Origin of the sequence: Methylobacterium ajmalii (assembly GCF_016613415.1) — a bacterium.
GTDB lineage: Bacteria > Pseudomonadota > Alphaproteobacteria > Rhizobiales > Beijerinckiaceae > Methylobacterium > Methylobacterium ajmalii.
The window spans coordinates 1-12,167 of sequence record NZ_JACWCT010000079.1; the positions used below are offsets into that span (position 1 = coordinate 1).

Below are 12,167 nucleotides of genomic sequence, written 5' to 3' on the forward strand. Positions count from 1 at the left end.
CCCCGGGCCCGCCCAGGTTCCGGACCGGCCCGGCGCGCCCGCCGCCCCGGCGGCGCAACGCCCCGTCCTCGCCGACCCGGCCGCGACGCTCCCGCCGCGCGAGGCGGTCGCGCCCGCGTCACCTCGGACATCCCCCGACCAGGCCGCGCCAGCCGGACCCTTGCCCGGCGCGGTACCCGGCAGCGCAACTCCCATCGATGCGGCCCCGAGCGAGGCACGCAGCCGAGCCGCCGCCGGCGCGACGCCCGATGCCGGTTTGAACCCAAGGGCCGAGGCCGGTTCCGCGACCCGGGCCGAACCCGCATCCCGGCGCGAGGTCTCGCCTGCGGCCGCTCCGGTGACACAGTCCGCGGCCGCCGGCGCCCTGCCGGGTGCGGTACCGACGAGCCCGGTCTCCACCGTTTCCGGCTCCACCTCGACTCCCGCGGGCGCGGCCCTGGATGAGGCCTTCGGCCGAGCCGCCGCCGGTCCCGCCGATGGGGGCGTTGCCGAGCCGGACGCGACGTCCGGGGCCGGCTCCGCGACCCGGACCGGGCCTGCCGTCGAGGACGGCGCCTCGCACGCGACCCGGTCGCCGACGGCCGAAATGAGAACCTCGGAAGGCAAGCCGATCGAGAAGGCGGTCGAGGCCAAGTCGACCGAGACCAGGACGATCGAGACCAGGACGATCGAAGCGAGGCAGGCCGAGGCGAAGGTGTCGGCCGCCTCCGGCGATTGGCGCACCGACGCGCCGGCCCAGTCGGCGGCCGCCGCGACCACGTCCGGCACGGTTCCCCCGGCCGCCTCGGCGCTGCCGCAGACGACCCTGCGCCAGATCGCCGACGCGGTGGCGACCGGCGCCGCCGCGCTGCCGGATCCCGCCTCGGTCCGGGCCGGCGCGGTCGCGGCGGCCTGGAGCGCCGCCGCCCAGGCGGAGGGACCGGTGCGGCTCTTGACGCTGCAGCTGCGCCCCGCCGAGCTCGGACAGGTGCAGGTGCGGATGCGGCTGCAGGACGGCCGCCTCGAGATGAGCCTGCGGGCCGAGCGCGAGGAAACCGCCGAGCTCCTGCGCCGTGACGGCGGGCTCCTGACCGCGCTGGTGCGCGAGGCCGGCTACCAGCCCGACCTCGTCACCGTCCAGTCGGGGCGTGTTCCCGGCGAGGCGGCGCAGCCCGGCCAGGGCGGCGCCCCGGCAGGGCAGTCCTTCACCGCCGCCGGCGGCCAGCAGCAGGGCGGCGCGAGCCCGGACCAGCCGGCCCGCCGCATCCCCGACGCGCCCGAGGAAGGCGGGCGCCGGGCCATGGAGCAGAGAGATGATGCGCAGACCGGCGATCGCAGCGGCCTTTATCTTTAGCACCGTCGCGGCCGCGCACGCCGCCGCCACGGTCTCGGGCGCCGCCAAGGCGCCGCTGCCGGCGACCGGCAACGTCTGCGAGCAGCAGATGGCGGCCGCCGCCGCGCGCCACGGCGTGCCCCTCGGCATGCTGTACGCCGTCGGGCTCACCGAGAGCGGCAACCGCGGCTCGCTCCAGCCCTACGCGATGAACATCGCCGGCAAGGCGTATTTCGGGGCGAGCGCCGCCGACGTGATCCGGCGCCTGGGCGAGGCGCAGGCCAGCGGCGTGCGCCTGGTCGATCTCGGCTGCATGCAGATCAACCACCATTACCACCGGGCGAAGTTCACCTCGCTCGAAGCGATGATCGACCCGCGCCAGAACGTCGAGTACGCGACGGTGTTCCTGAAGGAGCTCAAGGCCCGGGAAGGCAGCTGGACCCTGGCGGTGGCGCGCTACCACGCCGGCCCGAACAACAACCCGGCGCAGAAGCAGTATGTCTGCCGGGTGATCGCCAACATGGTGGCCTCCGGCTTCGGCCAGTGGACCCCGGGGGCGAAGACGTTCTGCCGGTGAGGCGGGGCTCGTCGACCCGCGGGCGGGGGCGGTCGCCCTCGCCCCGGAGGCCGTCAGCCGACGTAGGTGTAGCCGATGTAGCGCTTTGCCTCGATCGGGTCGTGGCCGAGCGCGTGGGCCAGCTTCTTGCGCAGCTTGCTGACGTGGCCCTCGACCACGCTCTCCTCGACCCCGTCGCTGTAGACGCCGTAGACGCCGTTGAAGAGCTGGGTCTTGGTCACCCGCCGGCCCCGGTTGCGCACCAGGAACTCCAGGATGTGCCGCTCCCGCCGCGGCAGCGAGACGGGGGCGCCGTCGATCTCCGGGTCGCGCCCGTCGAAGAACACCTTGAGGCGCTCCGGGCGGGACGGGGTCGTGTCGCCCTGCGGCTCCTCCGGATCGGCCACCGCGCAATCCGGAGCCGGCTCCGGCGCGCCGTTGACCCGGCGCCAGATCGCCTCGGCCCTGGCCAGGATCTCGCGGACGTGGACGGGCTTGGGCAGCACGTCGTCGATCCCGGCGTCGAACAGGACGAGGGTCTGTTCCAGCGAGCGCGAATCAGCGAGCGCGATGATCGGGGCGCGGGACTGGCGGCGGATCGTGCTGGCGCAGCGCGCGCGCTCGTCGAAATCGCCGAGCAGGAAGCCCTGCACCGCATCGAGGTCGCTGCGGGACGCCGACTCGATCCAGCTCGTGAACTCCTCCGGCGACAACGAAAAGGACGACACGCCTTCTCGGTCGAAACCGGCTTTGAAGCCCGCATTCACGGATTTCCTGGTATCGACCAAGAAATACATCTGTCGTATCCTCATCGAGCCCGGCCAGATGTCGCAGTGGTGCTGCGCTCCAACCTGTGCCCCGTCTTGCACTCCCGGTGCGGAATCTGCGGCCACGGTGCGCCCGGTATGCGCGCGCCGTTCCGAAATCCTGCCGTCCCCGAGTTGTGCCGCTCGAATTCATGTCGCGGCCGGAGCGGCCGGTCAATGATTGCTGCGTCGCAGCAAGCCCGCTTCGCAGGGCTTTTTTAAGAATTGGCGGCAGGTGTGTGCGCGCGGACGCGTTAGGCGGCGGTTAGCTCGACCGGAGGTAGTGCAAACGCTGCCACAACCGACGTTGGGGGGCGAGCCGGCCGGCGCGGGGCCGTGCGACGCGCGGGCGGTGACGGGCCGAATCACCCGCGCCGGCCCCCGGGACAGGTCGTCCGGGAAAAAATCGGGCGCGGACGCTTCCCGTGGACAGGAGACGCCCGCGCCCGATGATCGGCGGAAGGATTTCTTGCAGCGCTTGCGTGGCTCAGGCTGAGAGCCGGGCGTCCGAGAGGGCGCGGGCGAAGGCGTCGAGGCGCAGGGGCGGCGCGTCCTCGGCCAGGATGCGCTGGATCGCGACGCCGACGAAGCAGCCGTCGAGGACGAGCTTGAAGAATACCGTCACGGACTTCGCCGCGAATTCCATGTCGAGCACCACCTTCATCGAGCGGCCCCAGTCGAGGCAGACGTCGGAGGCGTCGGCGTAGGTCAGGGTGGCGTCCTTGAAGAACGGCTCGGCCGAGGAGGCGACGAGGTCGGCGATGTTGCCGTGGCGCTCGCCCCGCACCCAGCCGATCAGCACGCTGCCGTCGAGCAGGCAGAACTCGGTGATGAAGTCGCGGATCGCGGTGGCGAAGACCTCCTCGGCCGCCGCGACCACGTCGCCGGGGATCGCCCGGGCCTGCGCGAGATCGTGGTCGTGAGGGATCATCGTTGTCTCGCGAACAGGAAGAACAGGATCTGCGCGACCGCGCGATAGAATTCCGCCGGAATCATCTGGTCGACCTGGACAGCATCGTACAGCGACCTTGCCAGAGGCTTGTCTTCGATCACCGGGATGCCTTTCTGCTCGGCGATCTCGCGGATGCGCAGGGCGATGAGGTCCTGGCCCTTGGCGAGCACGATCGGCGCCGGCCCCTCGGAGGGCTCGTAGCGGAGCGCGATCGCGAAGTGGGTCGGGTTGGCGATGACCACGGTGGCGCGGTCGACCTGGCCGAGCATCCGCTTGCGGGTGCGGTCCTGGGCGAGCGAGCGCAGGCGCGCCTTCACGGTCGGGTCGCCCTCGACCTGCTTGTGCTCGTCCTTGATCTCCTGGCGCGACATCTTGAGCGAGCGCTGCCAGCGCAGGCGCGCCCAGACGAGGTCGCCGGCGACGATCACGATGGTGGCGATGCTGACGGCCGAGACCAGGCGGATCGCGGTCGTCAGGATCAGCTCGGGAAGCTGGCTCGGGTCGACGAACATGGCACTCACGGCTTTGCCCTGTTCCGAGCGCAGGAGCAGGAGGACGACGAGACTGACCGAGGAGACTTTAAGGACGGCTTTCAGGAACTCGACCTGGCCGGAGCGGCCGAAGATCCGGCTCCAGCCCGAGGCCGGGGAGACGCGGTTCCATTTCGGGGCGATCCGGTCGGCAACGAGGCTCGGAACGTTCTGGGCGAGGGAGGCGACGAGCCCGAAGCCGATCAGGACGAGGAGGATCGGCGTCAGGAACCGGGCGAGCGCGAACCCGGTGGCGTGCATCAGGGTCAGGGCGTCCTCGGCGCTGCCGAGGGCGAAGCCCCCCGGATGGTCGAGGAAGGAGGAGAGGTCGCGGGCCAGCGCCGCGGCCCGGTCCCGCACCACCAGGCTGAGGCAGACCAGCAGGCCGAGGATCGAGGCGAAGACCGGCGCCTCGCGGGAGAACGGGACGTCGCCCTTCTCGATCGCGTCGCGCACCTTCCGCTCGGTCGCGGCCTCGGTCTTGCTCTCCTGGTCGGTCTCCTCAGACATGGTCGAGGCCCCGGGCGTGCTCAGCGGATGAGGGCTTCATCCTCGCCTCCCGGGTTGATCTCGATCTCGCCGCGGCCCGCCATGTCCATGGCGAGGTCGGTGATGCTGCGGCGCGCCTCCATCACGTCGCGCTGGGCCGCCGGATCGCCGCCGTTGAGCTCGTGCTCGACCATGCGGCGCACGCGGGCCGAGAGCGCGCTGAGCACCACGGTCCGGAACTCCGCCTCGGTGCCCTTGAGCGCCAGCACCAGCCGGTCGTTGGGGACCGCGTCGAACAGGGTGGTGCGCGCGCGCGGCGCCAGCTTGACGATGTCGTCGAAGGTGAAGAGCAGGCCCTTGAGGATCTCGACCGATTTCGGCCGCGTGTCGGCGAGGCTGGTCAGCGCCTCGTCCATCTGCTGGCGGTCCATCTTGTTAATGATGTCCGCCATCTTGGCGTGGGTGTCGGCGCCCGAGTTGCGCGAGCCGTTGATCAGGAAGTCCTCGTGCAGGCCGCGCTCGATCGCCTGCATGACGTCGTCGGTCACCGGCTTGAAGCTCAGCATCCGGCGCATCACGGTGTTGCGCACCGGCAGCGGCAGGTGCCCCATCACCTTGGCGGCGAAGGCGGGCTTGACCCGCGACAGGATCAGGGCGGCGGTCTGCGGGTGCTCCTTGACGAGGTAGCTCGCCAGCACGCTCTCGGAGGCCGAGGACATCCGCTCCCAGACCGAGCGGTTGGCGTTGCCGCGCACCTCGGCCAGGATGTCGGCGAGCTGGTCGGCCGGGATCAGGCCGGTGAGGAGCTTCTCGACCTCCTGCACCGTGCCGACCAGGCTCGCCCCGCCGGCGAACTCCTCGGCGAAGTGCTCGATCACGGTGTCGACCTGGTCGGGGCTCACCGCCCCGAGCCGCGAGGCCGAGTGGGTGATCCGCTTGATCTCGTCCGGCTCGAAGTACTTCAGCAGCCGTCCCGCCGCGGGCTTGCCCATCGCCAGGAGCAGGGTCGCGACCTGGTCGACGGGCGCGAGCTGCCGGGAGGCGCCGCGCAGGGCCGGGGGGGAGGCCGCCATGTTCACGCGATCAGCCGTTCTGCGCTGCGTCGGCCGGGCCGACCACCTCGGTCAGCGAGACGCCGAAGCGGGAATTGTCCTCCTCGACGATGACGATCTCGCCGCGCGCGATCACCCGACCGTTGACCATGATGTCGACCGGCTCGCCGACCCGGTGGTCGAGGGCCACGATCGCGCCGCGGCCGAGCTTCATCAGGTTGGCGACCGGCATGGTGGCCGAGCCGAGCACGACCTGCACCAGGACCGGGATGCGCAGGATCGAATCGAGGTTGCGCGGGTCCTCGCCCACCGGAACGCCCGGCTGTGGGGCGCCCTGGCTCGGGAAGACGGGGCTGGCGCCGGCATCGGAGAAGGGGCTCGTGCTCATCGCGGGCTCGCGTGGGATCCTGAAGTCCGTGACAGTCCTAAGTGGTCAAGCTGATCCGAGGCTTGCGGGCGGCGGCGCCACCCCGCCGGATGCTCAACGCCCGCTTTCGGCCCGGACCGCGGCGCGGCGGCCGGCCTCGAGGGCATCGAGCGTCGCCTTCGCCTCCTCGATCTTGGCGCTCAGGGCTTCCAGCACCTCCCGGCCCTCGCCGGTGAAGCTGCGCACCGCCTCGCCCGCGCTGGCGAGCGCGTGGCCCGAGGCCGCCACCGCCCGGCCGTACTCGGCCTGGGCGCGGTCGAGGCGCTTGAGCTTCAGGTAGAGCGGCAGCACGCAGGCGGTGGTGCCCACCAGCGCGGCGAGCAGCACCCCGTCAACCAGCGACACCATGCTCCGCCCCTTCCTTGTCCTGGTTGATGGCCTCGTCGATCCGCAGGACGTAGGCGCCTTGGGACTGCCCGGCATGGCACCAGAACAGCGGCTTGTCGTTGCCCTCGAGCTTGATGCGCGTCGCCGGGGTGGCGTCGAGGGCGATCACCTGGCCGACCTTGAGCCCGGCGATCTCGCCGAGGCTCAGGTGGCGTTCCTCCAGCACGGCCCGCAGGTGGACCGTGGTCTTCTGCACCTCGGCGGCGATCTGGCTCGTCCAGCGCGGGTCGCGGCGGGTGCTGGTCTCGCCGGTGAGCACCTTGGCGAGGCTCGGGCGCAGCGGGTTGAGCACCGTCTGCGGGATGATGATGAACATCTCGCCGCCGCGGTTGAGCGCCTGGAGCAGGAACTTGGCCTGGATCGCCTTGTTGCTGCGCCGGCCGATCACCGCGAACTCCATCCGGGTCTCGGTGCGCTCCAGGGTGAAGGCGGTCTTCGAGACGAGGCCGAAGGAGGATTCGAGCGCCCGGCCGACCTGCTCCAGGATCATCTGGGCGATGCGCAGCTCGATCGCCGAGAAGGCGCGCTCGTCGTCGACCGGCTGCTCCGAGCCGTCGGCGCCGAACAGCACCTCGACCATCGTGAAGATGAAGTCGCGGTCGAAGCCGACGAGGATGTGGCCGTCCCAGGCCGGAGCCTGGAAGATGCCTACCACGGCGTTCGAATCGTAGACGTCGAGGAACTCGCCGAAGCGCCCGCTCTCGACCCCGCTCAGGGAGTAGAGGATCGAGGAGGCGGCAAGGTGCTTGAGGCCGTCGCCGCAGGCGGTGGCCAGGCGGTCGAAGATCAGCTGCAGCATCGGCAGCCGGTCCAGGGAGAGGCCGGCGGCCTCCTGGATGCGGGCGCGGATGTCGGCGGGGTTCTTGAGGATCGTCGGGTCCATGGCTGGCGGTGTCCCGGCCCTCAGGCCGCTGCGCGGGTGGTCGGGGTCGGGCCGCGTCGCGACGGGGTCACGCCGCCTCGCGGTTCTGGGCGCCCGGCACGGTGGCGGCCTCGACCTCGTCGATGGTCGGGCGGTCGGCGGCGGCGATGCCCTTGCGGCCGTGCTCGATCGCCACCTGGGGCAGGGCGCCGTTCATGTAGGCGATCAGGCTCTGCTTCACGATGGTGTAGACCGAGCACTGCTTCTCGCGCACGCCCTTCACCTTGATGGCGAGCGGCGCCAGCACGCCGTAGGAGGCGAACACGCCGAAGAAGGTGCCGACGAGCGCCGCGCCGATCAGGCCGCCGAGGATCTGGGGCGACTGGTCGAGCGCGCCCATCGCCTTCACGATGCCGAGCACCGCCGCGACGATCCCGAGCGCCGGCAGCGCCTCCGCCACCGTGTTGATCGCGTTGTAGGGCTTCAGCGCGTACTTCTTGTGCGTGCCGATCTCCTCCTCCATCAGCGCCTCGATCTCGTGCGAGCGGGCGCCGCCGATCAGGATCAGCCGGCAATAGTCGCAGATGAACAGGACCAGGCCCTGGTCCTTGGTCACGTCCGGGTAGTTCTTGAAGATCTCGGAATTCGCCGGATCGTCGAAATGGGTCTCGACCTCGTTGCGCGGCTTGGTCTTGATCTCGCGCAGGAGGGCGTGGATCAGGCCGAGCAGGGACAGGAAGTCCTTGCGCTTGGGGCCCTTGCCGCTGAACGCCTCCATGGTCGCCTTGCCGGAATCGACCACGGTCTTCATCGGGTTGGCGATCACGAAGGTGCCGGCCGCCATGCCGCCGATGATGACGAACTCCCAGGGCTGCCAGATCACGATCAGGTGGCCGCCCATGGCCACGAAGCCGCCGAGCATGCAGCCGATGGCAATGAGCAGGCCGACGAGGATTCCCATGTCCCGCAACGCTCCGTCTTTGATGGCGACGGGTCTAGGACCGGTGGCTTGCGCGGGGCTTTTTCGCGCGGCGGCCGGCCCGCCGTCCCGGGGCCGGCGGGCGGGATTCTCCCCGATTCCCCCGCGGGTTACCCTGAAGTTATCCCGGGTATCCCCAGGCTTCCCGACGCGGCGGCGCCGGCTTAATCGCTTGATAAGGCGGGAATCGCGATAGTCCCTCCTGTCGGCGGGGCCAACTAAGGCCGCCGCGGCAGGCGCAGCGGATGGGCTTTTACAAGCTCAAGACATGATGTCGAACCGCTGACCCCGGTGAGAAGCCGGATGTGTATGAGTGCGCAGACGGATCTGTGCTTCGCGACGGCGAGCACTGGACCATTCCTCTGCCCCGGTGCGAGCCCGGAGACCATCCCACATTCCCGCCCACGCGCAAGACCGGAATCATCGCCGTGACCAGCCTGCTGACCAACAACGCCGCGATGACTGCCCTGACGACCCTCAAGTCGATCAACAGTCAGCTCGATACCACCAGCAACCGCGTCTCGACCGGCCAGCGCGTCTCGGCCGCGTCCGACAACGCCGCCTACTGGTCGATCGCCACCTCGGTGCGCACCGACAACGCCTCGCTCTCGGCGGTCAAGGACTCGCTCGGCCTCGGCTCGTCGTCGGTCGACACCGCCTATAACGGCCTCAACTCGATCATCACCGACCTGCAGAACATCCGCGGCAAGCTGCAGAGCGCGATGACCCCGGGCGTCGACCGCGCCAAGGTCCAGACCGAGATCTCGGCCATCCAGTCGAAGATGAAGGCCACCGCCGACTCCTCGAACTCGAGCGGCCAGAACTGGCTCTCGGTCGACTCGACCGCCACCAACACCAACTACCAGGCGACCCAGAAGGTCGTGGCCGGCTTCTCCCGCGCCTCCGACGGCACGATCAACTTCTCGATGGTCAACATCGACGTCAACGGGATCAAGCTCTACGACCGGACCGCCGGCTCCACGGTGACGAAGCCCGCCACCGCGGCGCTCGTGGTCGGCTCGACCTCGCTCACCGGCACCGGCGCCTTCACACCGGGCGGCACCGCCGACTTCGCCACGGTGACGGCCGGCCAGACCAAGCAGGTGAACCTGGTCGTCGACCTCGGCGGCGGCGCCAGCGCCACGATCCAGCTCGACAAGGACACCCTGAAGTCCACCGCCAAGGACCTGAGCAAGGTCACCACCGACGAGATGCTGTCGGCGATCAACAACCAGATCGCGGCCTCCGGCACCGCCAAGCTCGGCGGCAAGGTCACCGCCGGCCTCGACACCGCCGGCCGCCTGACCTTCACCACCGTCGGCACCGGCACCGCCGCCACGATCAAGATCGGCGTCGCCAACCCGACCGACTCCACGAAGTTCGTCGCCGCCGATATCGGCTTCGGCGCCACCTCGAACGCACCGGCCCTGACCGCGGCGAGCAACTACTCGGCGGCGTTCGACATCTCGGGCGCCAACACCCGGGCGATCACCATCAACGACGGCACCACCACGACGACCGTCACGCTGAGCTCCGCGGCCTACGACGCCGCCGGTTCGGCGGTGAGCTCGGCCAAGGCGACGCTGAGCGGCGCGGACGCGGCGACCCTGATCAACATCGCCCTCAAGGCGGCCGGCAACACCGCGAGCGCCAGCTTCGCGGGTGGCAAGCTCAGCCTGACGACCTCGGGCGCCGACACCAACTCGTCGGTGACGGTCACCGCGCCCGACGCCCTCTACGGCTTCACCGCCGGCCAGACGGCCACGGGCACCAACGCGGCGGCGGGCGCCGGCACGGCCTCCACCACCACCACCGCCAAGGGCATCCTCGACACTACCGCGGGCAACTACAACGCCTCGTTCGGTGCCGGCGCCTACTCGGTGGCGAACTTCAACATCTCGAACCTCGTCGGCTCGAACGGCGATGCCGACGTGCAGAACATCCTGAACATGGTCGACAAGGCGATCGCCAGCGTGACGGATGCGGGCACGAAGCTCGGCGCCAACAAGACGCAGATCGACGGCCAGAAGACCTTCGTCGACACGCTGATGAAGGCCAACGACCGCACCATCGGCGTGCTGGTGGACGCGGACGTGGAAGAGGAGTCGACCAAGCTGAAGGCGCTGCAGACGCAGCAGCAGCTGGCGGTGCAGGCGCTCTCGATCGCCAACTCGGCGAGCCAGAACGTCCTCTCGCTCTTCCGCTAAGCGGGGGAGGGCGGTCCCCCCGGGGGCCGCCGTCATCCTGGTCGCAAGAAGGGCCGCGCTCGGGTCGAGCGCGGCCCTTCTTGCGTTCCGGGACGGAGCGGCAGGCGCCGGAGGCCATGGTATCCGGCCCCGATCGATGCGGCCGCCGAGGCGTTGGTTAAGATATTTTCTACGCCATCCCGCCCCGGGCCAGGATCGTGCCGTCTCTCTACGACGTATCCACAGATCGTTGCTGGCCCAATGCTCGCCTCTACGGGACGATGCGGGCGCTGTGTGGTTAATCGCTTCGTAAGCCTATCAAGCCATTATCACCCTATCGAGCGGCGCCACCGGCAACACACGGCAGCGCCGCCGGCAACAATCCAGCGGATGGGTCTCCGGCGAGATCCAAGGACATGATGTCGGTCCGCTGATCCGGTGCGAGTCCGGAGGTGTGATTGCGCGACGGATGGATCCCCGCAGGTCCGTCCCGGTCGTCGAAGGCCCGCTCCGGTCCCTCGACCGACCGACAGGTCGCATCGGTGCAAGCCCGGTGAGCCGAACTCTCCTCCCTTCTCAGCCCGGAAGACAGATCCGTGACCAGCCTGCTGACCAACAACGCCGCGATGACGGCGCTGACGACCCTCAAGTCGATCAACACCCAGCTCGACATGACGAGCAACCGCGTCTCGACCGGCCAGCGCGTCTCGGCCGCGTCCGACAACGCCGCCTACTGGTCGATCGCCACCACCGTGCGCACCGACAACGCCTCGCTCTCGGCGGTCAAGGACTCGCTCGGCCTCGGCTCGTCGTCGGTCGACACCGCCTATAACGGCCTCAACTCGATCATCACCGACCTGCAGAACATCCGCGGCAAGCTGCAGAGCGCCCTGACCCCGGGCGTCGACCGCGCCAAGGTCCAGACCGAGATCTCGGCCATCCAGTCGAAGATGAAGGCCACCGCCGACTCCTCGAACGCCAGCGGCCAGAACTGGCTCTCGGTCGATTCGAGCCCGTCCAACACCAACTACCAGGCGACCCAGAAGGTCGTGGCCGGCTTCGCCCGCGCCTCCGACGGCACCATCACCTTCTCGATGGTCAACGTCGACGTCGCCTCGATCAAGCTCTACGACCGCAACGCCGGCACGACGGTGACGAAGCCCGCCACTGCGGCCCAGGTCGTCGGCTCGACCTCGCTCACCGGCACCGGCGCCTTCTCGGGCGGCACCGCCGACTTCGCCACGGTGACGGCCGGCCAGACCAAGCAGATCAACTTCGTCATCGATCTCGGCGGCGGCGCCAGCGCCACGATCCAGCTCGACAAGGACACCCTCAAGTCCACCGCCAAGGACCTGAGCAAGGTCACCACCGACGAGCTGCTGTCGGCGATCAACAACCAGATCGCGGCCTCCGGCACCGCCAAGCTCGGCGGCAAGGTCACCGCCGGCCTCGACACCGCCGGCCGCCTGACCTTCGCCACCGTCGGCACCGGCACCGCCGCCACGCTCAAGATCGGCGTCGCCAACCTGACCGACTCCACGAAGTTCGTCGCCGCCGACATCGGCTTCGGCGCCACCTCGAACGCGCCGGCCCTGACCGCGGCGAGCAACTACTCGGCGGCGTTCGACA

The 12,167-nt window shown here is 69.9% G+C and carries 12 protein-coding genes; 4 read left to right on the forward strand and 8 right to left on the reverse strand.

Annotation, left to right across the window (positions count from 1 at the left end):
• Positions 1–586 precede the first annotated feature (586 nt).
• A complete protein-coding gene (gene fliK, locus HPY23_RS14900) occupies positions 587–1,333 on the forward strand; it encodes a flagellar hook-length control protein FliK (RefSeq protein ID WP_139234991.1) in 747 nt (248 codons plus the stop codon).
• Positions 1,296–1,889, forward strand: a complete 594-nt coding sequence (locus HPY23_RS14905) for a transglycosylase SLT domain-containing protein (protein ID WP_060849502.1) — start codon at positions 1,296–1,298, stop codon at positions 1,887–1,889. The genes fliK and HPY23_RS14905 overlap by 38 nt, the downstream gene beginning before the upstream one ends.
• Positions 1,890–1,942: 53 nt before the next feature.
• On the opposite strand, the gene HPY23_RS14910 is transcribed toward HPY23_RS14905, so the two are convergent.
• The 8 genes from HPY23_RS14910 to motA all read right to left on the reverse strand — a co-directional run bounded on the left by HPY23_RS14910 (position 1,943) and on the right by motA (position 8,334).
• On the reverse strand, positions 1,943–2,665 hold the full coding sequence (locus HPY23_RS14910; protein WP_060848200.1) for a response regulator transcription factor: 723 nt from the start codon (positions 2,663–2,665) through the stop codon (positions 1,943–1,945).
• A 496-nt stretch (positions 2,666–3,161) separates the two neighbouring features.
• On the reverse strand, positions 3,162–3,605 hold the full coding sequence (locus HPY23_RS14915; RefSeq protein WP_091753184.1) for a hypothetical protein: 444 nt from the start codon (positions 3,603–3,605) through the stop codon (positions 3,162–3,164).
• Positions 3,602–4,666 carry a flagellar biosynthesis protein FlhB gene (gene flhB, locus HPY23_RS14920; protein ID WP_060848198.1) on the reverse strand — a complete coding sequence of 355 codons (1,065 nt, stop codon included), beginning with the start codon at positions 4,664–4,666 and terminating at the stop codon, positions 3,602–3,604. The genes HPY23_RS14915 and flhB overlap by 4 nt, the downstream gene beginning before the upstream one ends.
• Positions 4,667–4,686: 20 nt before the next feature.
• Positions 4,687–5,718 carry a flagellar motor switch protein FliG gene (locus HPY23_RS14925; RefSeq protein ID WP_060848197.1) on the reverse strand — a complete coding sequence of 344 codons (1,032 nt, stop codon included), beginning with the start codon at positions 5,716–5,718 and terminating at the stop codon, positions 4,687–4,689.
• 10 nt (positions 5,719–5,728) lie between these two features.
• The gene (gene fliN, locus HPY23_RS14930; RefSeq protein ID WP_060848196.1) at positions 5,729–6,085 is read right to left on the reverse strand and encodes a flagellar motor switch protein FliN; all 357 of its coding nucleotides are present in this window, start codon (positions 6,083–6,085) and stop codon (positions 5,729–5,731) included.
• A gap of 93 nt (positions 6,086–6,178) precedes the next feature.
• The gene (locus HPY23_RS14935; protein WP_060848195.1) at positions 6,179–6,472 is read right to left on the reverse strand and encodes a hypothetical protein; all 294 of its coding nucleotides are present in this window, start codon (positions 6,470–6,472) and stop codon (positions 6,179–6,181) included.
• Complete coding sequence (locus HPY23_RS14940) at positions 6,456–7,394, reverse strand: flagellar motor switch protein FliM (RefSeq protein ID WP_060848194.1); 939 nt, start codon at positions 7,392–7,394, stop codon at positions 6,456–6,458. The genes HPY23_RS14935 and HPY23_RS14940 overlap by 17 nt, the downstream gene beginning before the upstream one ends.
• A 67-nt stretch (positions 7,395–7,461) precedes the next feature.
• Positions 7,462–8,334, reverse strand: coding sequence for a flagellar motor stator protein MotA (gene motA, locus HPY23_RS14945; protein WP_060848193.1), 873 nt, complete (start codon positions 8,332–8,334; stop codon positions 7,462–7,464).
• 446 nt (positions 8,335–8,780) lie between these two features.
• Here motA and HPY23_RS14950 point away from each other — a divergent pair, with 446 nt between their 5' ends.
• Both HPY23_RS14950 and HPY23_RS14955 read left to right on the forward strand, forming a co-directional pair.
• The gene (locus tag HPY23_RS14950; RefSeq protein WP_060848192.1) at positions 8,781–10,559 is read left to right on the forward strand and encodes a flagellin N-terminal helical domain-containing protein; all 1,779 of its coding nucleotides are present in this window, start codon (positions 8,781–8,783) and stop codon (positions 10,557–10,559) included.
• A 575-nt stretch (positions 10,560–11,134) separates the two neighbouring features.
• Positions 11,135–12,167 (forward strand): flagellin N-terminal helical domain-containing protein (locus tag HPY23_RS14955; RefSeq protein ID WP_478219416.1); only part of this gene is annotated, 1,033 nt, incomplete at its 3' end.